Source organism: Anaerotignum sp., assembly GCF_031981185.1.
Lineage (GTDB): Bacteria > Bacillota > Clostridia > Lachnospirales > Anaerotignaceae > Chakrabartyella.
On record NZ_DALYUL010000014.1, the window covers coordinates 68791 to 93619 of the forward strand.

Annotated in this window: 20 protein-coding genes; 1 reads left to right on the forward strand and 19 read right to left on the reverse strand. The window is 39.0% G+C overall.

Translation table 11 applies throughout. The features are described from left to right. Positions 1–299: 299 nt before the first annotated feature. The 6 genes from RTK36_RS09540 to RTK36_RS09575 all read right to left on the reverse strand — a co-directional run bounded on the left by RTK36_RS09540 (position 300) and on the right by RTK36_RS09575 (position 11917). Complete coding sequence (locus RTK36_RS09540; RefSeq protein ID WP_312046541.1) at positions 300–1682, reverse strand: relaxase/mobilization nuclease domain-containing protein; 1383 nt, start codon at positions 1680–1682, stop codon at positions 300–302. Positions 1683–1717: 35 nt separating this feature from the next. After that, a complete protein-coding gene (locus RTK36_RS09545; protein ID WP_312046543.1) occupies positions 1718–2059 on the reverse strand; it encodes a plasmid mobilization protein in 342 nt (113 codons plus the stop codon). Between the two features lie 63 nt (positions 2060–2122). Continuing rightward, the gene (locus RTK36_RS09550) at positions 2123–2410 is read right to left on the reverse strand and encodes a hypothetical protein (protein ID WP_312046545.1); all 288 of its coding nucleotides are present in this window, start codon (positions 2408–2410) and stop codon (positions 2123–2125) included. A 160-nt stretch (positions 2411–2570) separates the two neighbouring features. Further along, on the reverse strand, positions 2571–9461 hold the full coding sequence (locus RTK36_RS09555) for an LPD16 domain-containing protein (protein ID WP_312046547.1): 6891 nt from the start codon (positions 9459–9461) through the stop codon (positions 2571–2573). After that, the gene (locus tag RTK36_RS16715; protein ID WP_442871345.1) at positions 9391–11385 is read right to left on the reverse strand and encodes a hypothetical protein; all 1995 of its coding nucleotides are present in this window, start codon (positions 11383–11385) and stop codon (positions 9391–9393) included. The genes RTK36_RS09555 and RTK36_RS16715 overlap by 71 nt, the downstream gene beginning before the upstream one ends. 295 nt (positions 11386–11680) lie before the next feature. Further along, complete coding sequence (locus tag RTK36_RS09575) at positions 11681–11917, reverse strand: sporulation initiation factor Spo0A C-terminal domain-containing protein (RefSeq protein ID WP_066050719.1); 237 nt, start codon at positions 11915–11917, stop codon at positions 11681–11683. A gap of 111 nt (positions 11918–12028) precedes the next feature. Here RTK36_RS09575 and RTK36_RS09580 point away from each other — a divergent pair, with 111 nt between their 5' ends. After that, positions 12029–12232, forward strand: coding sequence for an Arc family DNA-binding protein (locus RTK36_RS09580; RefSeq protein WP_312046555.1), 204 nt, complete (start codon positions 12029–12031; stop codon positions 12230–12232). A gap of 49 nt (positions 12233–12281) precedes the next feature. Here the strand turns inward: RTK36_RS09580 and RTK36_RS09585 are convergent, their stop codons facing one another. The 13 genes from RTK36_RS09585 to RTK36_RS09645 all read right to left on the reverse strand — a co-directional run bounded on the left by RTK36_RS09585 (position 12282) and on the right by RTK36_RS09645 (position 24780). After that, complete coding sequence (locus tag RTK36_RS09585) at positions 12282–12581, reverse strand: helix-turn-helix domain-containing protein (protein WP_066050725.1); 300 nt, start codon at positions 12579–12581, stop codon at positions 12282–12284. Positions 12582–12583: 2 nt separating this feature from the next. Beyond that, on the reverse strand, positions 12584–12943 hold the full coding sequence (locus tag RTK36_RS09590; RefSeq protein ID WP_312046557.1) for a type II toxin-antitoxin system RelE/ParE family toxin: 360 nt from the start codon (positions 12941–12943) through the stop codon (positions 12584–12586). A gap of 77 nt (positions 12944–13020) precedes the next feature. Continuing rightward, positions 13021–14127, reverse strand: coding sequence for a DUF4316 domain-containing protein (locus RTK36_RS09595; protein ID WP_312046559.1), 1107 nt, complete (start codon positions 14125–14127; stop codon positions 13021–13023). 3 nt (positions 14128–14130) lie between these two features. Next, positions 14131–16206 (reverse strand): type IA DNA topoisomerase, encoded by a 2076-nt coding sequence (locus RTK36_RS09600; RefSeq protein ID WP_312046561.1) that lies wholly within the window; start codon positions 16204–16206, stop codon positions 14131–14133. Between the two features lie 3 nt (positions 16207–16209). Then, positions 16210–16866, reverse strand: a complete 657-nt coding sequence (locus RTK36_RS09605) for a DUF4366 domain-containing protein (RefSeq protein ID WP_312046563.1) — start codon at positions 16864–16866, stop codon at positions 16210–16212. Continuing rightward, positions 16853–17110 carry a DUF4315 family protein gene (locus RTK36_RS09610; RefSeq protein ID WP_312046565.1) on the reverse strand — a complete coding sequence of 86 codons (258 nt, stop codon included), beginning with the start codon at positions 17108–17110 and terminating at the stop codon, positions 16853–16855. Before RTK36_RS09610 ends, RTK36_RS09605 begins: the two co-directional genes overlap by 14 nt. A gap of 140 nt (positions 17111–17250) precedes the next feature. Then, positions 17251–18117 carry a hypothetical protein gene (locus tag RTK36_RS09615; RefSeq protein ID WP_312046567.1) on the reverse strand — a complete coding sequence of 289 codons (867 nt, stop codon included), beginning with the start codon at positions 18115–18117 and terminating at the stop codon, positions 17251–17253. 215 nt (positions 18118–18332) lie between these two features. Beyond that, positions 18333–20045 (reverse strand): C40 family peptidase, encoded by a 1713-nt coding sequence (locus tag RTK36_RS09620; RefSeq protein ID WP_312046570.1) that lies wholly within the window; start codon positions 20043–20045, stop codon positions 18333–18335. A 1-nt stretch (position 20046) separates the two neighbouring features. Beyond that, positions 20047–22425: a VirB4-like conjugal transfer ATPase, CD1110 family gene (locus RTK36_RS09625; RefSeq protein ID WP_331655006.1), complete on the reverse strand. Its 2379-nt coding sequence runs from the start codon at positions 22423–22425 to the stop codon at positions 20047–20049. Continuing rightward, entirely contained in the window at positions 22379–22777 is a 399-nt protein-coding gene (locus RTK36_RS09630) for a PrgI family protein (RefSeq protein WP_312046573.1), read from the reverse strand. The genes RTK36_RS09625 and RTK36_RS09630 overlap by 47 nt, the downstream gene beginning before the upstream one ends. After that, on the reverse strand, positions 22777–23577 hold the full coding sequence (locus tag RTK36_RS09635) for a DUF3849 domain-containing protein (protein WP_312046575.1): 801 nt from the start codon (positions 23575–23577) through the stop codon (positions 22777–22779). The genes RTK36_RS09630 and RTK36_RS09635 overlap by 1 nt, the downstream gene beginning before the upstream one ends. Next, positions 23577–23888 (reverse strand): hypothetical protein, encoded by a 312-nt coding sequence (locus tag RTK36_RS09640; protein ID WP_312046577.1) that lies wholly within the window; start codon positions 23886–23888, stop codon positions 23577–23579. Before RTK36_RS09640 ends, RTK36_RS09635 begins: the two co-directional genes overlap by 1 nt. Positions 23889–23910: 22 nt before the next feature. Further along, on the reverse strand, positions 23911–24780 hold the full coding sequence (locus RTK36_RS09645; RefSeq protein ID WP_312046579.1) for a VirB6/TrbL-like conjugal transfer protein, CD1112 family: 870 nt from the start codon (positions 24778–24780) through the stop codon (positions 23911–23913). Positions 24781–24829 lie beyond the last annotated feature (49 nt).

Here is a 24829-nt window from a genome sequence, read left to right on the forward strand (position 1 = left end):
AACTATATTATAAAGCATGTAGGTTATCCTTACAAGATTTTACACCAAATATATAAATAAATATCACAACTTATTGCGACATTTTCTCACTTGAGTGCAAGAACGAAGGATCTATCTAAAAATACAGAGGTTTTTTTCATATAATATATAACGAACATTCTTGGCAAGCAATGCCTGCCAGTACACACTGGCAGGCGCTTGTTGGGGAAGTATCCCCAATCCCCACTAAAACACAATCAGCCTCTGTTGTGTTTTTATACTCTCATTTTGAGAGTAGCAGCACCTTGCTTCACTTGCGGTTATAAGGACTGCTCCGGTTTTTTCTTTTGCTGTTGTTCCTCTTTTTCATCAAAATCAAGGAGCTGTTCAACATTGGCTTTCGCATTCAAAATTTCCTGCATTTCTTTTTTCAAAGAATTGTATTTAGAGTATGCCTTTTTCTTCTCGGTAAAGAGAGTAGCATACTCTCTTTTTAAGTCTGCCACCTTTGGGAGCTTGCTTAAACCCAGTTCTTTAAAATGATTTTTTGCGGTCTGGTGGAGCAGAATTTCAGTGATATTTTCTTCTTTGAATTTAGAAGAATATCCAGATTTTTTATAATCCTCATAAACAGCCTTTGTTTTTGCAAAGTCGATAATATTTTTCTGCAAAATAGATATTTCTGCCATCTGTTTTTCAGCAGATTTTAAGCTGTCCGAAAAGAGGCAAAACTCGTTTATTATGCCCTCGGCTTTTGCCCTTAAATCTTCATAATTAAGCAAGTTGTTTTCGGTTAGATAGTTCATCGTTTTTGCAAGCTGTTTAAGGTTGAAAGTCTTTGCCCAACGCTCATATCCGGTGCCTTTTTTCTGACTGATTTTAGACTGCAAATCAATGACAAGATTAACTTTTTTATCGTTATATTTACGAACTCTTTTTTGTGGCTTATGCTCCTTTTTACCCTCGATAACTTCTCTTAAATTATCCTCTTGATAACTTTTTCCAAGTGACCGTAAGCGGATAAATTTCCTTTGTCCATCGCCCTTAAAGGCGAGATTTTTTCCTGTCTTAGTTTCAAAGCCTTTAGACTTCATTTTGCTAAAAAACTCATCTAAGTTTTCCGGTTTTTCCGCTAAAACTTCATCAATGGCAAGCCGCAATTTATCAGAGAAATTAAGTGGCTTTTCCTCCTCTAGCCAACTGCCATAATCTTTTGATTTCCCCTTTGGATTTTCTACAATAGACAGACCATTTTGCAAGCAAAGTAAGTCATTTATTTTTTGAATTGCTTTGGTAGAATTCCAAAAGTTTCTAAATTTCTTCTTGCAGTTTAGATTAGTAGAGTTCCAAATAATGTGATTATGAATATGGGACTTATCTATATGGGTAGCAACAATAAATGCGTGGTTACCCTTTGTTACTTTTTCTGCTAATTGGTAGCCCATTAGATTGGCAAGCTCCGGAGAAATTTCCCCTGGCCTAAAAGACTGCCTAAGCTGATAAGCGATTACATCATTTTTTTGTATTCTGCCTGTTTTTTGTAGGTAAATTTGCTTGGATAAAAGAAACTGACTATCCACTAAATCAGCATCACACATAAAGCTACTGACTAATTCTCCGCTATTGGTTTTGTCAGGGTTTTTAGCATAATCGGTTCTATCTGTAAGGCACTGGGCAAGGGTTTTACCCTTGTTGATATGCATTGGAATAATTCGTGTTGTGGCGATAAAATCATCTCCTATTTTTCATCAGCAAAAAGAGCATTTATAAAGATGCGAATATCCCCTTTAATTGCCTTTATATCACCGCTCAAGACATCAATATCATCAATATAAATATTGCCTGTTTCGTTGGCTCTTTTGGTAAGCTGATTAAGGTTGTTGCCTATGCGTGAAAGCTCCACAGTGAGCCTGTTTAATGGCTCCATATCCAGTTCTATCATATAACCGTAAATAGCCATACGGCGAAGATATGCACCCAAATTATTGGTGCCGATTAACTCCATTTTTGCATCTATGATTTTGCGTTCCTGCTCATCAACCATAAAGTGCAGCTGTATTTTTCGTATTCTATTTGCCATGAAATCCTCCCTAAAAAATAAGGCTACCTCCGAAGAAGTAGCCTATAATATGATGATTAACTTTTAAACTTGTCGTAGCTTTCTTGTAACGCAATCTACACCATTTAGAAGGAGGTTTACCAAGCCAAACAGTCCGATTTCACTGAATACAAGGCAGAGAAGCAACAATCCTTTTGCCTGTTCCCACTGGGCAAACCCCATAGCCAAACATACAAGGGTAAATAGAAACAGTAGTGAAGAAATTGTACCAATAATTGTTCCGCTGACTACAGTTATTAATCGACAACCTAATCTTAATACGGTTAAAATTGCGATGATGGGAAATAGCAATATTTTAAATAAAGTCCTCATTTTTTCAACCTCCTTGACGTTTGCTTTTCTATCTTTATTCTATCGCTTTAGAGCATTAAAGTCAATATGAAATCATAAGTATTCTGATAAAAAAATAAAGGAATGGTCTGCAAAAACAAACCATTCCTTGTTAAATTTTGCAGTCTACATGAAGGTTTAGTTATCTTTCTTCATAAGACTTTTCAGGGCTTTGGGTTGTGCAATCATCGGCTCGAATTTCTTCTTTGAAGTCCTTGAGTGCCTTTATAACAGATGGCTTTTTCTCCTGTTCGGCGTTGTTATGATCGGCTTCTTCTTCCTTTTTTTCTGCATTGTCAAGCTCGATATTAAGCTGTGTAAGCCGTGTCTGTTTTTCCTTATATTCCTGCTCTTTGGGAAAAGGGGTATCCACCTCAGACTGTGCTGCTGCCTGCTCGGCATTTAGGTTTTCTAAACGGTTTTTGAGGTTGTCAATGGTTTTAGGCATATTTTCAAGAGCATTGTTAATACGCACAATATTACCTGTAATATTGTTCTCCAGTTCTGCTATATGTGTGATATTGTTTTTCATTGCAATCCTAAATGTGCCATTGTCAATATACAGGGTCATTGAAAATCCTCTAAACTCACCAAGGTTCACTCTATCCTCGGGGTTTAGGATAGCCTTACAAGCCTGTAAAACAGCTTCGCCAGCAGCTTTTCTTTCGGTGTAAGTTGTGCCTTTAATGGACATAGAAAAGCTGTCTTCGGCTATGGGGTGAGCCTGTACCAACTTGTAATCCTGGGTTAGCCCATCTATGCGTTCCACTGTCTTTTTAATCTCCTGTGGGTAGTATTTGATGAGCCTATCCTCCATATCGTATTTCTGACTTTGGTGGTTAGAACGCATTAGCTTTAGCTTTGCAACAGCAATATCGAGATCCATCTTTTCCTTAATTTTTGGGTCACCGGTGGCGAGTGCTTTAACCTCAGCATAAGAAAGAGCCGTAGCATCAATATCATCTGCACTACGAGCAGGCGATTTACTGGTGAATATCTGACCGATAAACCTTTGTTTATTTTCGATCAGCGACCAGTTGTAGGCATCAAAAGTATTTTCTGTGACATACTTGAAGACTTTAACCTCTTTATTTTCATTACCTTGCCTTATAATTCTTCCCTCACGCTGCTCCAAATCCGCCGGACGCCACGGGCAGTCTGTGTGATGGAGTGCCACTAATTTCCGCTGGACATTGGTGCCAGCACCCATTTTTTGTGTTGAACCAATCAGCACACGAACATCACCACTTCGCACCTTAGCAAAAAGCTCAGCCCTTTGTTGCTCGGTGTTGGCATCATGAATAAACTTGATTTCTTCCGGTGGGACACCTTTTTCCATCAGCTTGTTTTTAATATCATCATACACATTAAAAGTGCCGTCATAATGGGGAGTGGAGAGATCACAAAAGATTAGCTGTGCTCCTCTGGTATTGGTACTTTCCTCCCAAATGTTGAATACATTGTTTACACAGGTATTGATTTTACTGTTTTCATCATCGGAGAGCAGATCATTTTGTAGCCTTTGGTCAAGAGCCAGCTTTCTTCCATCAGAAGTAATACGCAGCATATTATCCACGTTAGGTTCTACCTCTTTTTTACGAACGCTATTTGCTCTGTCTGCAAGGTCTTTAACCATTTCCCTTTGAAACTCGGAGGGCTTGGTTACAACGGTTGTGTGATATGCTATGGGGACAGGTAGGTTTAGCATATCGGCAGTTTGAATATCTGCTGCACCTTTCCAAATGTTAATCAGCTCAGGAAGATTGAAGAATTTTGCAAAGCGTGTCTTAGCACGAAAACCTGTGCCCTCTGGAGCAAGTTCAATAGCGGTGACCTTTTCACCAAAGTTGGCAGCCCAGCTATCAAAATGGGTTAAATCAAGCCTTTGGAGGGTTCCATATTGTAAATATCTCATCATAGTGTAGAGTTCCGTCATTGAGTTGCTCACAGGGGTTCCAGTGGCAAAAACAACACCCTTACCTCCTGTTAGCTCATCCATATAACGGCACTTGGTAAACATATCGGTAGATTTTTGTGCTTCACTTTGTCCGATACCGGCAACATTACGCATTTTTGTTTGAAGGAACAAATTCTTAAAAAGGTGTCCCTCATCTACATAGAGCTTATCTACCCCCAATTCTTCAAAGGTTACAACGCTGTCCTTGCGTTCTTGCGAGGACAATTTTTCAAGCCTTGTTTCAAGACTTTTCTTCGTTTTCTCAAGCTGTTTTATGGTATAACGTTCACCATTTTGGCTTTTTGCATCCTGTATTGCAAAGAGAATTTCATCAATTTGTGTCTTTAGGATTTCCTCTTGCCTTGCTACCGATAGAGGAACTTTCTCGAATTGAGAATGCCCGATAACCACAATATCAAAATCACCTGTGGCAATGCGAGAGCAGAATTTCTTGCGGTTCGCAGGCTCAAAGTCCTTCTTTGTGGCAACAAGGACATTTGCACCAGGATATAAGGTAAGAATATCTCCACCCATCTGTTCGGTTAGGTGATTGGGCACAACAAATAGAGACTTCTGTTGCAAACCAAGTCTTTTGCCCTCCATGGCACTTGCTACCATTGTAAAACTTTTTCCAGCACCAACCACATGAGCAAGGAGCGTATTACCACCGTAAAGGGTACGAGCTACAGCGTTACTTTGGTGTGCATTTAGCTTAATGATTGGGTTCATACCATCAAATTTAATATGCTGACCATCAAACTCACGAGGACGGATAGAGTTGTAAATTTCATTGTATTTCTTTGCTAAAACCTCTCGACGCTGTGGGTCTTTCCATATCCATTCCTTAAAGGCTTCACCGATGGCTTCCTGCTTTTGCTGTGCTAGGGTGGTTTCTTTACCATTTAGCACCCGTTTTTCCTTGCCGTCATCATCAATGACGGTATCAAAAACACGCACATCACGAAGATTCAAGCTATCCTCTATAATCTGATAGGCATTTTTGCGTTTTGTGCCATAGGTGGCAATGGCACGAGGGTTTGCCCTATCCTCCATTTTCCCCTTAACATTCCACTCGCTTGTATGCTTTGAATACATAACATCAATTCTGCTACTGTGCATATAACGTGGAGTGCCTAAAATTTCAAACATAAATTGCTTATAGTATTCTGGGTCTACCCAAGTCGCACCAATACGAACATCAATCTCAGCTGCGGATAAATCCTTTGGTTGTATTTTTGTAAGCATATCTAAGTTGACTTGATACTGTGGGTTATCTGAAACAGATAGCTTTGCAATAGCAAGCTTTTCACGCACATTGCCTGATAGATATTCATCAGCTGTTTGCCAGTCAATAAGGTTATTGTCTGCATCACTTAAAGGGTCTTTGAAGATAATCCCTTTTAAGTCCTCAATGATAACAGGTATGTTATCCTCTCCGCCTAAAAGCTGTGCCATAAAACCAATATCCACACGGGCTTTTTCAGAAATAGATACTGCCAGCGCTTCCGTAGGAGTATCAACAGAGGTAACCTTAACCGATTGTTTTATGGTGCGTTTGGTGAACATATCCGCTTTGGCTTTTAGATTACCATTCTCGTCTAATTGCTCCAAAGAGCAAAGGAGCGGATAGGAAACATCATCTACAAAGGCTTGCTTATTAGCTTTGCTGTTAATCAGCCCAAATTTCTTATTAAAATCGTCATAAATTATATTTAATGTTAGCTGTGCCTTTTGCAACTCTTCGTCAGAACATTCCTCCAACTGCATTTCAATGATCTCTCTGGTTTTATCACGAATGCTAAGTAAGGCACTTACTCGCTTTTCTGCTGTATCAGACAGAGAAACAGGCTTCATTCTGCTGTTTTCTCGAAAATATAGCTTGTCATCAATAAGCGCATAGCTGAAATTTCGCACATCGGGAGTGGCTTCAATAGTGGCAGCTTCTTTTTCTCCATCTATAGCGGTAACAGGATCTTTTAGCAGTGCTTTATCGGGCGGTAGAATGTGGAGTATTGCTTGTTCAAGCTGTTGTGCAAGGGGGATTTCATGGTTTGGAACACAGGTGGCCTCCATTCCAAAAGGACCCAATACCATTTTCATACTGCCCATAATCATTTGAGGGTTTTCCTCAAAGTATTTATTGACTGCAATACCGTCTTCAGTTTCGCCAAGCTCTACCCAAGAAGGTAAACGCTCCGGTACGTGGTCACGCTTTTGGAGGAATATAATATCACTGGTGACTTCCGTTCCTGCGTTGGCTTTAAATGCTGTGTTAGGCAGTCTGATAGCACCCAGCAGGTCGGCTCTCCCAGCAAGGTGTTTTCTCACTTCACTACTTGCTTTATCAAGAGTGCCTTTAGAAGTAATAAAGGCTACCACACCACCACTTCTAACCTTATCAAGGGATTTTCCAAAAAAGTAATCATGTATTAGGAAACCCAGCTTATCATATTTTTTGTCATTGAGCTTGTAGTTACCAAAAGGCACATTTCCCACTGCCATATCAAAAAAGTCATTGGAAAAATCGGTTTTCTCAAAGCCTTTAATTTGAATATTTGCCCTCTGATAAAGCTGCTTTGCTATTCTTCCGGTTAGACTATCCAATTCCACACCGTAGAGCTTTGAGGTTTGCATACTCTGTGGCAGCATCCCGAAAAAGTTACCACTGCCCATTGCAGGCTCTAAAATGTTGCCATTTGGAATATCCATATTTTCCAGTGCCTTATACATCGCACGAATGACGGTAGGTGAGGTATAGTGGGCATTAAGGGTACTGGCCCTTGCCATTTCGTATTCATCGGGTGTGAGTATGGCTTTTAGCTCGGCATACTCACTTCGCCAATTATCCTTGTTTTCGTCAAAAGCATCGGCGAGACCGCCCCAACCGACATACTGTGATAAGAGTTCCTGCTCTTCAGCATTGGCTCGTCTATTTTCCGTTTCAAGTTGTTTTAGCGTTTGAATGGCAAGAATGTTGTGGGCATATTTTTCTTTTGCTGTGCCGACACCCAAATCATCATTGGTGATTGCGTAATTGATTTTAGGTGAAGTATGCGTAATTTCTTTTTCTACTTGTTTAGTGGGAGGGGCAAAAGGTGCATCCTCTAAACCGCCTCCGTCAAAATCAAATTTAATTATTGTTTGTAGCTCTGGCTGCTTTTCATCAGTAACAATAGAGATATTTTGCTCTTGCAGCTGCGCCTGCTTTTGCTCGACAAAATAGCGGATATAATCCACAGTTTCACTGCGAAAGATAGGAAAGCCAGTGCCATTTTGGAATGTTGTATCCCGCAAGGAAACCTTGTCAAAGTCATAATTTACACTGTCAATAACAAAATCTCTACCACCGATTGTAAGCTCCATACCAATAGGAATATAATCCTTTGCATAATGCTCAGTAATGGTGTGGTACTCGCCGTTTTCTTCTCCAATGAAACAGAAGTTAATTCCTTTATCTTTAAGGTTTTTTGTTGCCACTTGCCAATCCGCCACATAACCGCCAGTCACTTTGGTATTTCCGATAAGGGGAATGTCTCGCTCAATTACCTTGCGACCAAGGACGGGTGCAGCTATCTCGGCATCATCACCATAAAACAAAAGCAGACTACCCGATTGTATGCCTACAATCTGATGTGGGTGGTCTACTTTTTGGTTTAAATATTCGATTATGATTTTTTCGTCGCTAAGGAGCTGTTCCATTCGCTCATGGGAGAGTTTTTCGCCAATTTCTTCTACAATGGCTGTTTCGACTACCTCATCAAAATCACCAGGATTTTCATCAAAAGCTGTAACTGCTTCTAGTTCCTCAGTTGCTTGTGTTTCTGTTTGCTCTAAAAGGTAGTTGTAGTCCATCTCCTTTGCATTGCCCTCTACCAAATCATCTTCACAGATCAGGTTAATGACTTGCTCCATAGAAATAGATGGATCATCATAAATGCCACCATTAATAACGTGGAAGTTTTCATCAAAGATAGAATAATCGTAGCCTTCGTCAACTTCTTGAATGGAGAAATAACGGTTGCCCACTTGATATGCAAGTTGAGCAGGCTCGGTCATTCTGCTTTCTTTCTTGATAATTTCTTCCACCTTGGCAACTATATTTTCATTTGTGGGGTTTTCAAGGCTTTCTGTAGCAAAGTCGACAAGTTCGTCGGATACCATAAGCCCCCTATCTTCTAAGATGGAGGATACGGAACCACCTACTAAATCAAGGGTGAGCTGCCCACTATCTGTTTCTTTGTGAGTGGATTTTCGCTTGCGTTCCAGTTTTTTGGCGATATTGGTAATATCGTCGATACTGTCCTCGTCCAGTTCCTCATGGTCTTTTTCCACCCGCTTTATGGCGTATTCTTGGCTTTTGAAAATAGAGTAATCACCGGTTTGAAAATCCTTTAAATTCTTAAAAGCCTTCTGCATATAGTCAAACCCACGCGCATCAGAGAGGGTCTGTCCTAGCACATATTCCATCTGTCCAATAAGATTATCTACAAACTCGCTATCCTCAAGTTGTTCCGCAACCTCTTTTACAGCCTTATCCATATAGCTGTAATCACTGCTTGGCGCAGCAAAAGGCCTTTCTATATCCGATGGAGCATAACTGTAAAAGTGAAAGATGCCCCTTGCAATTTTTTCTTTTTCATAAGTGGGAATGTAGGCAAGCTCAGCACTGCTAAGATAGCGATTTTCAGCAATCAATCGGTCAATTCGCTTCGTTACCTGTCCCCAGTTTTCCATCACGGTTGCGTAGGGCTTAAAATCAATTTCCCTTGCGTATATAGTACCCCTTGCGGAATGGTTCAAGCTAATACCCCAGTGTCCACTGCCACTCCAGCCATAATGATTTTTTAGAAAGTCGGATTTCTCTTTCTCTGTATGCCCTTGTTTGAAAAAGGCATAGGTATCAATGCGAGAAGTATTAAAATGCCTTGTGCGATTATCAGTTGCATAGATGGCATTTAGTTCGTCTTGGGTAATAAAAGACGGGGTAATTGGAGCAAATTCTTCTTTAGATGTGAAAATTCTTTGCCATGCCCATAATTTCAGTTGGTGTATGAAAGGCAATTCGCATAGTTGCATCTTTATCTGCAATAAAATCTTGCTCCATTTGCTTTAATCCAAGCATTAAAATAGACAACTTTTGTTTATCCGTCAAATGAGTACAAATTTCCTGTGTGCAATCAGGATATACGAATCTCGTTACAATAGGATCAAGTTTTTCATTGGTGTAATCCTCGGCTTTGTCCCGATACATAAAGGAAAAATATTCAGCCACATATTTTTGATAAACTTCTTTTGACTGTTCCAGTTTCTCGACAGTGAGATATTCGCCCTTTTCCAGTAGATTTCTAATCCTTTCGGCGGTCTGAACCCACGAAAGATTTATTTTGTTCTGTGCGTGATAGGTCTGATTTCCCCTTGCAATGGAAATGCCATCTTCATCATACCAAAAAGAGTATTTTACTCCATCAATCTCAAAGCCCTTGCCTCCTCTACCATAATGATTTTTTAGATAATCTGCATTTTCAAAAAGGTCAGTATTAAATGCCATATATCCAGCGATAAGGGAAGTACTATTTTTTTCTTCGCCACCCGTTGCTAAAATTTTATCCACCACTTCAAAGGAGATAGATTCAGCATCAAATAGGCTGTTTTGGGCAAAAGAAAAAGCAGCAAGCGTGGCGGTTGACCCATTTGGGACTTCGTCGCTTACTGCTTTACTTTCTGCAATAGACTCAATTTGTTCATGAATAGTAGGAAATATAGATACTTGATTGCCACTTACCTTGCGTAAATCAAGTCCTTCATCACCACTTCCTCGGCTTGTAGCTTCATGTTTGTTGCCATCTGCACCCAAAGAAGTTGATCTTTGGCTTTTAGCTCCTCGGTTACTCCCTGAGCTTTCATCATTTCTTCTGTCATCTGTTCTACTTGGCTGTGAGCTGTCCTGTCCACCTCCACCAAATGCGGCCACAGACTCCCGTCTTGCAGCATTCGACTGTAGGTTCCCCTGCGGTTCTCCTTGAGATGCGTTTCTCTCATCATTCCATACTTGCCCACTGTGTCGGGTAGATTGTCCAAATCCTCCATCTGTAGATCCGGTATCCGATAGTCTCCGTTCTGAATATAATTCACCTTTTCTACCATTGCCATTTTCCTCCTTTACATTTTTACTTTCGCGCTTTATAGCGTTAAATTCTATATTGTCAGTATAATCTACTTTCCGCTTATTATCAATAGATTTTGCAAGTAAATTTCGTTCAATTTCTCTTATCACTGCACCGATGGTGAGGAGCATTTCATTTGACACCAAGTTAATGGCATTGCCCAAATGAGAGAATACGGCAGGGGTATTGAAGTCGGTAATTCCTCTGAAATCGTCCTCATCAAGATATTCTCTTGTATCAATGCCACACCGTGTAAGCACCATATACTGAACGCTTGTAGTAACAGCATTTCTAAAGGCAACATCCATATTCAGTTCATCAATTCCCTCTAAAAAGCTATCCTCAAGATCATAGTTTAAATCGTGCAAAAACTCTCGGTAATGCTCACCCACGGCTCGCTCAGTAAGCTCCATAAGGCTACTTGCAAAATCATCTTTTTTAATCTCGCCATAAAACACTGTGAGCTGCTTTAGCACATCCTCGTGATAGTTTGGTTGCATTTCCCACAGATACGGCGTTTTTGCTCCTCTCACCTCGTTGGTATCGGAAACCTCAAAAACATATTCAATACGAGGTTTTCCACCTTGATTTTGACGGATAAGGGCAATGCCTTTGCTACCTCGTTTCACCCATCGGTTCATCTTCTTGTTCCAAATTTCGATATTGGCACAAGCGGTGGCATCAGGACGTTGTGCATAAATCATAATCTGGTCATCAAAACTGTACTTATAGAATTTGCTTGCGGTAGTAAGATAGTCTTGCCAGTTACTGATATTTTTCAAGACATCTTCTTTGGTATCGGTAAATAGCTTTGAAACTTCGTTTATTCTGCTCATTCGCTCCTCCTTAAATTTGTTTTTTGACATAAAAAATCCCGACACAAAGAGGTTTGTTCTTGTATCGGGATTGATTTTTTGTTATTTGATTGCTTGTATCTTGTTGACTGCATATACGTATATTTAAGTGATCCTATCACTTATAAAACTTTGAGTAATTCATGAGATGTATTTGGGCTTAGAAATAGGTCTTTTAGAATTTTTCCACATTGCCACTATTTGATGAAAATATGATTAAAAGCTGCACACGTAATCCAACATGTCCAGCTTTTAATTATATCCCAATACTAAGAGGTTAGTCCTTATATCGGGATTGAATTTTTGATATTTGATTGTTGACAGCATATTTTATAAATTCTTCGGGTGTGGGGACTTCTCCCCTGCGGGGAACCTGCTCCTGATAGGCTTTTATAATACTATCGTCATTCGATGTAAAAGCGTATTCAAGTGCTGTCTGCATCTCGGTTTTGACTTCTTTCATGCTCATACCATTTTGCTTTGCTATTTTTCTATAAATACTTCGATTGCTCAAAATTTAATCCCCCTCACATTTTATAAACACATAGTATATCTATATTCCAAATTATAACACGGATTATATGTAAAATAAATACACAATATATCTAAAAGAGGTGTTTGATTTATGGCTATCAAAAGTGTATCCATACGTATCGAAGAAGAAATGCTTGAAAAAATTGCTTTTGTTGCTGATTATGAGGGACGTTCTGTTAATAGCCACATTCTCGTGTTAATTCGCAACAATATCAAAGAATACGAAAATGAGCATGGCAAAATAATCGGGGATATAAACCCCGAAGTGAACGTAAAACCAGCAAGGAAAAAATAAATAAAACCCGATACAAAGAGGTCCATCCTTGTATCGGGTTTGCTTTTCATTATTTTACGACAATTTCTTGTTTTGGAATAAACTCAAGTTTCAACTGCATATCCATTCCTTCAGCAAGCCTTTGTAAAAGGGAAAGAGTGGGATTTGCATTGCCATTTTCAAGTTTGCTGATGTCTGCTTGGTTAATGCCTGTTTTTTGTGCAAGCTCCTTTTGTGTAAGGTGACTATTTTTTCTAGCATCTATCATTGCTTGAATGATATTAAACTCTGGCTCAAGAACATTCCATTCTTTTTGAAATTCAGGATTTTTCAATTCTTCTTCTAAAAGTCTATCAAAATCATCACGCATAATTACAACTCCTTTCCATTTTTTTCTAAATAATCCTTGCGATACTTTTCAGCAAGGTCAATTTCTTTAGGTGGTGTTTTCGTCGTTTTTTTGATAAAACCGTTTGTTAGTACTATTTTTCTCCCAATTACGAAAAAATATAACACCCTTGAAATATCACTACCTTGTTTTGCTCTAAGTTCAAATATGCCATTACCTAAAGGCTTTGTATATGGCTCTCGCAAATCATTTCCGTTCTTCCTTAAAATTTCAATGCACCGCAACATCTTGGCTCTCATTTTTGTATCAAGAGAAAGGACAAAATCTTTAACCGGAACATCTCCATTTTGATTTTTATAAAATTCGATTTCAAAATCTGTCATTTGTAATCCACCTTTATAGGATATGTGTTTATCCTCATTAATATTATATGGGATTTATCCCATATTGTCAACAGGTATCATCGTTCAAAATTTTGATTTTTATGAATTTCACCTTCGCTTTGGTTTTCCAGTTCTTTAAAGGCTTTTAGCTTTGTGGTAACTGAGTGGCTTTTCGTAGCCACTTCTTCCAAAACATCTTTGATGCGTTCCTTAAAATCGAAAACAGCCTTGTCTTTGTCACTGAAATAATGCCCCCAAAACCAGTTATCGCCATCAGCTCGTTCTTCATCGTTTTTAATATTTCTTTGCCAAGAAGCATAAGGTGAGGGAGCCTTTTCATTTTCGCCAAAGGCAAACTCATAATTGCCAACAATATGACTTTCGGTAACAGCATATCCACCAATGATGCGAGGGAGCTCGTTGTTAATAATACCATCAATTTGATTATAATTTTGCTCGCTGCTCATTTCAGCAGTCTTTAGATGGTTTTCTCTTTCCTTTGCAAGAGTAATAAGAGCTTCCATTGTGTTTTCCGAAATACCGGAAAGAGTATGGCTACCACTTAAAAAAGTTGCCCGCCTAGCAACAAATTCATCGGTATCAATATCGCCCAGTTCCTGTTTCGCTCTGCTTTCTAACTGGTCATAGAAAAAATCCTGTGGATTACTTGTAATTTTAGCAACCTCTAAAATCTGTTCATAGGACAGCATATTCTGCACAAATTGTCCACCTGCAATGCTATCGGGATTGTAATATAGCCAAGTCAGTGTACCACTTTCTTTGTCAAAGAAAAACCGATCATCAGTATTTTCTAATGCAGTTAGTGCAGCTTTATACAGCGCATCGGTATTATCATTACAAAGGGCATCAATAAACTCTCTGAGAGGAATGTGGGAAAGAGAAGAAACATCAATCATATTGTAGTTGATTGCCTTTGCTGCAAAATACTGAATATCCGCTAAAGCATAATCTTCTGACTTTAACCAAATATCCTTTGTGTAATCGTAAATTATACTTAGCTCCTCAAAACTGTGGTTAGTATCCAAGTCCTGCCCAATATCGCACATATTTACGAGCTTTTTCACTCTATCCCTCAAATTCTGATCGTTGGTTAGAGCAAACAAAACCTCTTTTGGATTTTGATTGACCAAATCCATGAAATCTTTTACTTGATAATCACTCATCACTTATTTCCCCCTTTTTTCAAATTCTAAAACGAAGTTGACATATTTACCTCCTGTTTCATCAATGGAAACAGTAGCATTGTAAGTTTTACCTGTTTTTTCTGAATAACAGCCTGTTAACTTGCATTTGCCTGTGGTTAAAAGGTCTTTTACTATTTTTTCGGTTAAAGTTTTCTTCTTGGAAGTAAAAAACTTATTTTCTTTCCAGAGGGCAAAACCGCAGGTTCTATTTTCACAGCAAAATCCTTTTTTATTCTCGATTACATTACTACCACACCTTGGGCATTTTCCAATCACCTTGTTTTGTGAGGGAAAAAGCTGTTCACTTCCTTTTACCACATCATAGGTCCTGACAAGGTTCTCGATCGTTTTAGAAATTTCCGATAGAAATTCATTTGCGGACAAATCGCCTGTTTCAATTGATTTTAGCTTTTCTTCCCATTCAGCCGTAGTCAGTGGGGATTGGATACTTTCGGGCAAAATAGTAATGAGGGCATTGCCCTTATCTGTTGGCAGAAGATACTTTGTTTTCTTGTCCCCCTTGCGTTCCAAAAGATTAATACTAATGAGTTTTTCAATAATACCTGCACGAGTAGCAGGGGTTCCAATACCGCAAAACTCTTTTTCAATATTTTCGTCTTTACCCGTTGTTTCCATAGCCAAAAGCAAGGTGTCCTCGGTAAATTGCTTAGGTGGAGAAGTTTTGCCTTCCTTTATTTCTGCGTTACAATTTTCAATGACTTCGCCTTCAGCCATAAGAGGAAGTGATTTTTCGTCCTGTTTCTCGATCATATTAAGAAGCACTTCGTATTCCTTAAAGCCATTTTGCAAAATAGTTTTGCCTTTGGTTGTAAAAACAGTATCGCCACAGCCTGCCGTTACCACCGTTTCGCTATATCTGTGGTTATCCCCTAAAGCAGAAAGCAGCCTTAACATGATGAGTGTCAAGACTGCTTTTTCTCCGTATGGTAGCTGTTCTATATCATAGTTTGCTAGGCTCTTGGTGGGGATAATGGCATGGTGGTCGGTAACCTTGCTGCTGTCAATCACAAGCTGAGCATCGCAAGGTACATCAAATTCTTCATCCCTTGGAAATGGTAAAACTGTCAAAGCATATAGTGACAGTTCCGGTAAGATATCTGCCATATCCTCGGTTAAAAATCGACTATCGGTTCTTGGATAGGTACATAGCTTCTTTTCATAAAGGCTTTGGGTATATTCCAATGTTTGATTGGCGGTAAAGCCTAATTTGCGATTGGCTTCTCGCTGCAAGGTGGTAAGGTCATACAGTTTTGGCGGTTTTTCTGCCTTTTCCTTATTTTCAATGCTTGTAACTACTAAATGCTGATTTTTGCACCTTTTAAGAAGTTCCTGCGCATGTGCCTTTCCCTCCATTTTTTCAGATGTAAAGGTCACTGCACCATTATCAAGGACGATAGTATAGAATGGTGTGGGACGAAAGGCTTTGACGCTTGCATTACGTTCCACAATCATAGAAAGCGTCGGGGACATCACTCTGCCTACGTTTAACTGCTGATTGTAGAGCAGTGAAAACAACCTTGTAGCATTGATGCCCACAATCCAATCGGCTTTTTGTCTGCAAGCAGCACTTTCATAAAGCAAATCAAAACTAGCTCCGTCTTTTAGATTTTCAAAACCTTTTTGTATGGCACTATCCTCCATAGAAGAGATCCAAAGCCTTTTCATCGTCTTTTGACACTTGGCAAATTGATACACCAGACGAAAGATAAGCTCGCCCTCACGCCCGGCATCACAGGCATTGATAACTTCATCTACTTTAGGGTCATTTAACAGCTTGCAAAGGATTTTAAGCTGTTTTTCCTTGCCCTTTGATACCTCATATGCAAAGCTCTGTGGAATAATAGGCAAATCCTTTAAATCCCATATTTTATAACCTTCATTATATTTCTCGGTACCGGCAAGACCTACCAAATGCCCAACGCACCACGATACGAAATATCCATTGCCCTCAAGGTATCCATCTTTTTTATCGGTAGCACCCAGAACCTTTGAAATACTTTGTGCCACCGATGGTTTTTCTGCAATGATTAATCTCAATTTTTATTCCTCCCTGTAATCTGTATTTTCATCATCTGCTAAAAAGCTATCATCCTGGTCAAGCTCGTATTCTTCCTCATCGTCGGAATATTCATCGTTGCTGAGTTCATTCAAATTTGTAGAGCCTTTATGAGTATTTTTGCCCTTAACGAACTTCAGATAATAAAAAGCACCTCCGCCGCACATAGCTAATACAAGCACTAACAGCGGCAAGGTGTTACTTTTGGTTTCATCTGTTTTATCATCTGAGTGTTCTTCTGTTGTCTCTGCGGAAGTAGGCACGGGTTCTTGGATTGTTGGCTTCTCCTCAATCTTAGCAGGTTCGCCCTCCATCAATGACATTAAATCGGCTTCATCAATCATATTAAGTAGGTATACATTATCACTATCTCCTGCACGGTCAATGACTAGGTAAAAATAGTTGCCATTTTTTGAAACTGCCGTGATAAACTGCTTGTCTGTTTCGGAAGTGGTGGTAATATCATCAACAAGGGTCAAATTGCCCTCTGGAGTAAGCGGTTTGGTTTCTTCCTTTGGTGTCACAACCACAGGTGGGGTTTCGTCGTATTCGGAACCGCCACCTGCAAAGGCTACGGTTGAAATTGAGCAAAATAGTACGCTTATCACCAATATTGTAGTAAACTTCTTAAATATTTTCATTTTGTTGTCCCTCCATATTGTTTATTTTAAGTGGTACACTTGAACCTTTCTCCTCCTCAAAAATCTGCAATATTGTAGGCAAATCGTTGTGATTTACCTTGTGCTTTCTAAGAACATCAATCATCATTAGATTTTCAAGGTCTGTCTTTTCCTTTTGCAAGGATTTCAATATGCTTTCCTGTTCAGAGATTTTCCGCTCAGTTTTAGTAATCTCTTTTTCAACTTTATTTAGTTTGTTTTGCAATGAATTTTCCTCCTTTGAAACGCAAATAAGACGAGATTGCTCTCGTCTTATTTGGCTTAATATTGAATTTTATTTTTCAGTGAAATTACTATGTATTTGAAGTATACAAAAATTCAAATGTTTATGCGAAGTAGATTTCATCAACCTTCTTCAACCTTAACCTTAACTACAGTTGCTGTTACTTTAATATCAATCCCGTCTGGATAATACCCTTTACATATTTGTGATATATCAGACATATTTCCCAAATTTATTGGTTTTTTTAGACGTTCTAATACTTCTTTGTTCCTCGTGTTCACTATAACTCTTCCTTCTTTTTGATCGCTAAATCGAGAATTTTTCACAAATAATTCTTTAGGGAACGCTTGTCCAAAATCGTACCAACCTTCACAACCGTATTTCTCAAAATCGTAGTAACGCACATATCCTATAATTATTTCATTTTCATTTACACCTATATCCATCAATGCTTTAATCATTCTTTTTTTAAACAAGTCGAAATCTTTTATAATTATTAATGCTGGTTGTTTTTCTAGCGGTTGCTTTTCAACATACTCTGTCGGTTTATTATCAACAAAATCTCTAAAATAGCTGCCCGGAATTGTAGTTTTAAGAATTTGTTCACCTGCATTCTGAGGTGAATCAAATGCATCAACTTTCAAAATATATAAACACAGACACGGCAATTGCATGGTTCTTTTATCTTTAAATAATATTCTTTGTTTATATTTCTTTTTAAGCAAATTTCTTGCCTTTGGATTCAAAGGTTTCGTAGTGGAATATATTCCACTGAGTTCTCTTTTTGTATTAGAATCTAAGTAATGACAAAAAGCCAAGGTTCCCTCATAAAAATCACCTCGTCCATCACCAAACTGTTCCGCATAATTCACCCAAAAATCTGGAATGTTAAATTTTACAGTACCATGTTCAATAAAACTTTCGGCATATTGAGCCTCTGTTAATCGCATTCTTAGAATATTATCATTAGGATTTATCCAATTACCCATTTCAAACCACCTCATATAAAATTAAATACAGTAGTTTTCCTGCCCAGTAACTACTTAGCTTTATAACCATCCCTTTATCCATCAGCTTCTTTCTTCCGAATCTTTTAAATTTCTCTAATAGACCACTATATCAAGTCACAACAATTGACTTATAGGGCTTAACATCAAATTATATTTATTATACACCTACAATCGCAACAATCCCACTATTTCCCTTAGTTAAACCTTCCAAACCCATAGAAATGGTCTTGCCAGTATCCGCTATTTACATTTGCGTAACCAATGGGATTTCCGCAATGGATCATCATTCCATCACCTACATAAATCCCAACATGAGAAACTGCTCCTGCACTGTCATAAGTACCCTCAAAGAAGATTATATCTCCCGGCTTTGCTTCGCTTTTGGGAATTGGTGTTGTTTGATTATATATCCCTGTTGCCGTGGTGCGAGGGATGTTGCCCACACCCGATTGATTGATTACCCAGCATACAAAACCACTGCAATCAAAAGAAGTGGAAGGACTGCTACCTCCCCAAACATAAGGATAGCCTAAATATTTCTCAGCTTCCTTGAGCATTTTACCAAACTCCTCATCAGTGAGGTTATGGGCAGGTACTTGATATTCTAAATCTTGATTGCTATCGGTTTCGCTGTATTTGTCCCCAAAAACATTGGGCTTATTGCCTTTGGTTTCAAGATATACTCTAAATAATTCAAATTGCTCGGCAGTAAGCAAATCCTCAGCCACGTTTTTGATAGGTGTATTGGTAAGAGTGATTTTTAAAATATAGTATTTATAAGGTACTTTTACCTTATAAGAATTACCCTCGCTGTCCGTTCTCGTTTTAGTACGGTAACGAATCTCTACCACTCGTTCCAATTCCAACTCATACTGTAAATCAAAAATCTGTTGCAGTTCGCCTTGTACCTCATTTGGCTTATAATATTTCAATAAGGCTGTAAGATAGGACGCAAGTTCATGGGCGTTATGACCGATCTCATCAAGGTTATAACGATACTCATCGTAACCGGGATAATCACTTTCAATGTTGTCAATTTTATCCTTCAACTCTTTTTCAAGGTTTTTGTAATCGTTGTCAACCTCAACAATATCCTCATCCTCAGAGTTATAGGAAGTACCCACAATGGAATTGAAACCACCTTGGAGCATCACCGAGCAAGAGGAAAACAAACCACCGCAAATGATGATGATTAGCAGAAAGCACCCGCTGATAATTAAAACCCTAGGGTTTTTCACAGCATTAGCTGCAATCGCAGCAACTGTATCAACACCTTTTTTAATAATATCTTTAATGGTGGTGGCTGTGTTACGGGTAGCAGTACCGGCTTTGCGAGCATTGGCATATTGCTTTTTGATATTTTGCTTTTGTTGCCACTTGGAAAATGGATTGCTACCTAACTGCGGATTTTCAGCCATAGCCTTGCTGTAGGTGTAATTAACCTGTGATTTTTGCAGCTTCTTTTCCGCTTTTGCAAGGGTTTTATAGGGCTTTAATTTCTGATGCTCGTATGCTGATTTCAATTTTTCACCCATAAATTCAGCAGACTGCTCGCTGTCATGGGTGGCTTTAACACCAACATTGTCATCTCCACTTTCGGAAATTTCTTTATGAACATTGCTGGCAACTGCCTTTTGTGGTACGTTCTTGAATTTTCGCACTATGGTTGATTGTGGTTTTACTATATCCACCAAACTACCAGATGGTTTAGGCTTGTCTGTTAGCTTATCAGAAGGTTTTGACTTATTTTCGCCAAAATCCAGCTTTGACTTTGGCTTTTCTTTCTCATAGAACTTTCTTTGCATTTTGAGTTGTTTCTTATTCCTGAGTACCTTTTCCAGTGCTTTATCTCGTTTCAACTCAGCTTTTTCAAGTTTTAAACGAGCTTTATTTAATTTATCATCCATCTTACACTTCCTCAAGCTTTGTAGTCATTATCTTGTAAAGCTCCGTATCTTTTGGGAAGTGATCAATAAACGGAATAATGATACTACCGTAAATCAAAAGTCCCTCACCAGCTCCCGAATTGGTAACATAGGATAGCTGATGTGGGGAGATGTTAAGCTGTTTGGAGAGGATTTCTCTATCACCACCTGCTTGGTTCAGTAGATACACAAAGTCCGAGTTTTCAAAGATGTTTGCCACCTGTGGAGAACAAAGAAAGTCTTTTACATTCTGCGTTAAGCCTGTGGGAATACCTCCCCACTTACGAAAACGTTTCCAAATCTCCACCGTATAATTGGCGGTTTGCTCTTTGCCCAAAAGCAGATGCATTTCATCAATATAATAACGTGTAGATTTTTTATCATTTCTGTTTCGACTGACTCTGCCCCAAATCTGGTCTTGCACCACAAGCATACCAAACTCTTTTAGAGCGTTGCCCAGCTCCTTGGTATCAAAGCACACTACACGATTGCTAATGTCCACATTGGTGCGATGATTAAACACATTCAATGAGCCTGTGACATAAATCGCCATACAATCGGCAATGTGCTTTGCCTGTGGGCTGTTTCGCTCTAAAATTTTGTTATACAAATCCTCTAAAATTGGCATTTGAGTATTTTGTGGGTCTGCAAAATACGGCATATAAACCTGTTGCAAGCAGCTGTCGATGATACTTCTTTCATCAGCTTGTACCTTACCCATCATCACCTCAAAGAGGGAAAGGATAAAATCACTCTTTAAGATAAGTGGATTTTCTTCCTCCATATTGTCAAGGCTAATATCCATTGGATTGATAAACTGTTTGGAAAGTGGGGAGATTTTAATAACCTGACCGTTCAGCTTTTGCACCAAAGGTGCGTACTCGGATTCTGGGTCTAATATGGCAATATCATCATCAGTAATAAGAAACACATTGACGATTTCTCTTTTGGCCGAAAAGGATTTACCAGAACCTGGTGTGCCTAAAATCAGTCCATTGGGATTTTTAAGTAGCTTTCTGTCAGCCATTAAAAGGTTACTGGAAAGAGCATTGATACCGTAATAGAGGGCATTGCCATTTTGGAACAGTTCGCAAGTAGTAAATGGCACAAAGCCTGCGGTTGCCGTGGTGGTCATACACCTTCGGATGTCAATTAAGTTTTTCCCCAGTGGCAAGCAGCTCATAAATCCCTGCTCCTGCTGATAGTCAAGCCTATGGAGAATGCAGTTATGCTTTCCGGCAAGGCTTGTTGCTCCAAAAACGATATTATCCAGTTTATCCTTAGAAGTTTCAGTGTTTACAATCATAAAGGTAAAATAGAAAAGTCGCTCATTTCTGCTTTGTAAATCCTGCAATAGCTTTTTCATCTCCGTGAGGAACAGAGCAAGGTCAGCGGGCATAATATCCATATCATATCCACTTCTAACTGCCTTTTTTTGTTCGTCAATCTTCGTTTTTTCAAGGTCAGACAGCTTGCGTTTTACCATTTTAATGGCTTTGGTATGGTCGATAGACTGAATGTGCATTGTTACATTTTGATTCCCCTCGATTTCAAGAAAATCTGCAAGCACACGGTCGGAAAGTTCAGGAGCCAGTATCTCCATAAAGGATACTGCACCAAATTTATCTCCGGTCTTAAATCGCTTGGCATCTCCAAAATAAAAGGACGAAGGAACAATAAAGTCTTTGGTGGATAGCCCCGATACAGGTAGCCAATTCCATTCAAAGTTAAAGGATTGTTTCTCGTCCATATAAAGCATATTTCTAAGTAGATGGAGCCGTTCTTTTCCGTCAAGGCTTTCCATACGCGCACCCAGCTTTTTGAAGTTGTTGTAGATGTCGGTTTCAATGCGTTCAAGCCTTGTTTTTGCCTTTTTGTAGCTGTCTGCGTGAATACCAAAGGTGAGATACTTACGCTTGATAATGCCGTTATTGCCCTTGGAAAGCTGCTTTAGGAGCATATCAGAATATTCCTCACGAATAGAGTTGAAATCATCCTCCTGTGGTGCAATTGTAATGCTATCTTCAAATATCTTTTCGTTGCCTGTGATATTAAGGAAAGAGAGCTGAAATTTAATGGACGTATCAAAGTAGTTGAGAAAGTTGCTCCAACCATCAAAAATAGCGGATTTATCCTCGTTTTCCGCAAGCTGATAGTTGATGTCCTCAAATAAAATGCTCTTGGAATAAAAGTCCTCGTCCACACGACAAATACCATCGGGATAAAGGCGTTTATAGGGAATACTTTGCTGTGCAGACATTGCTTTTTTATCATCGCCTTTATACTTTGCGATAATGTTATTGATTTCCTTTTTCTCAGCTCTTGTAAGTTTTACTTCCTGTTTTGTGTTGTCTTTTGACAATTTGCGTTACCTCCTTATTGAGATTATATTGCTTTTCCAAAAGTGTGTAGGCATTTTGGGTTTTATAGGGTCGCTCCGATGGCAAGCCTTTTTTAACCATATATATCTGTTTAATGATCACTTCGGGTTTTTGTCCGTGCTTTTCATACATTGCAAAAAAGAAAAAAGGTAGCATAACAACCATCATTACAAGAGTAGCGATGGTAATGTCAATGCTACCTTTTAAGATGAAAAAAATGGGTAATCCCACAATCCCTGCAAGAGAGAAGAAAATAAGCTGTCTTTTGGTAAGGTTAAACATAACCTTTGTTTTGACCGCATTAAGGTCTTTGGGAACAGATACATAAGCCATTAGCGTTCCCCCTTATCCTGTTTTTTGTCTATCACAGGGGCAAGACTACCCTTCTTCATTTGCTCCTTGTTTTCCTTTAACTGCTGTAGAACGGAGGGCTTTTGTTCCTTCGTCTTTTCAGCAAGTTTTTCCTTTGCCCAGTCGGGTAATAGGTCTGTTTTGGCTTCGCCCAAAAAATCAAAGCGATAGAAGTTGGTTTTTTCTCCATCAGTGAGAAATTCACCCATTACCTTTTTATTACCCTTTTCACTATCACAGCCAAAGCCACCAAAGACATAGAACAACTGCTCATCCCTTGTTTTATGCTGTTCATTTAGAATTTCCGGCATTAAAACCATAACCTTGCCCTCAAAATTCATATCCTTGGAAGGGTTCACCTGTTTTTTATCCCACAAATTCAGTTTTTCATATTCTTGCTTGTACTGGTTGATAAAGAGGTCCACAAGCCCCGTAGAAGAATTGACTAAAAATTCATTTCTTCTATCTCTATCCATAACTGTGTCCTCCGGCACAAAGGTTTCTTTTGCCCAATCCTTGTTATTGCTGCTGATACGACCATCATAGTCAAAATGCTGTACCGTATAAGAAAGCACATATTTCATACGGTCAAAGCCAAATTCCTCAATGACAGGCTTAGCGATATCTTTGCCAAGTCTATAACCATCGTAGTTTTCTCTGATAACTTTTTCAATGGCATTTTTACAATCAATATTTGCACTGTGGGAAAGTACATATCGCTCGGTATCCTCATTTCGTTTTGCTTCCCCAAAGCTGTGGGGATAAAAAGGTCTTGTATCCATTAGGCTAATTCCTTTCTTTCAAAATAATCCCTTGCCATTTTAATATTTAGCTGTGAGGTGGCAAGGGTACGAATATGATCCAGCTGCTGTATAGAGAAATCTTCAAGCTGTTCCAAAAGCAAATTAATAAAAGGCTGCTGAGCTTGACAGTTCTGCAAATAGTGGAAATCCCTCGCCGTCATAATCACAAAGGTTTCACCCTCAATCTGCTCATAGGGGCTGTCTACCATATTTTCTAAGCACCCCTCAAGGTTGCCAAAAAACTCGGCAACAGCTTCATTATCAATGTTAGGTGCGTTTTTCATATTCATATAAGCGTTCTCCTTTATAAAGTTAGTGGGCATTGAAAATACCCTTAGCAATGTTTCCTGTTTTGAATAAAGTAAAGCATAATAGCAATGTGTAGCCAAGGCAGCCCCAAATTGCACCCATTGGGTCCTCGCCCATTGCAATATCATTAATCAGTACGGAGTAAATGCCCACGCACACCATAATGAGGAACGCTTGAAATGCCAATGCACAGATGGATTTAATGTAGTTTTGTCCCATGCCACCCCATTCTTTATTGGTCATTGTAGCAAAGGGAATAGGCGCAAGGGATGTTACCATATAGATTTCCATCATCCTTCCGTAAATGACAATGAAAATGCAGAATGACAGTGCGTGCATCGTTACCTGTATCACAAAGCTTTGAATAAAAAGCCCCATCAATGGTCCGATGTCCATTTTTTGCAATACCGTTTCCAAGTTACCGATGGCACTTTCAATATTGATACCTGTATCGCCTATAATCAAGCCTGCGGAGCTTGCCACAACGCTTTGAGATACATCAAAAATTGCCATTACAATATCAAACACATTTGTAACAATTAACACCGCAATAAAGGTTTTCATAATCCATTTAAAAATATCGGATGGTGGAAAATCGTGCATATTGTTTTTATCAATGATCATTGAGATTAGCTCGTAACACATTACAAAGGTTAATACTATCCCTGCTATGGGAATTACAACGGTTTCGGAAAGATTTTGAATAAGGGAGAAAACTCCGCCATTCCACGCTGACGGAGTTTTTCCCACTTCACTTGCAATCTCACCGACACGGGAATTAACTGTATCAAACATTCCTGTCAAGTTTCCAATAATACCGCTGATTAAAATCTCCTTAATCCATTCGGTTATAGCGTCGATGATACTTTGCATTTGTTACCTCCTATTAACCGAAAAGTCCAGAAAGAAGAGGAACAAGTGT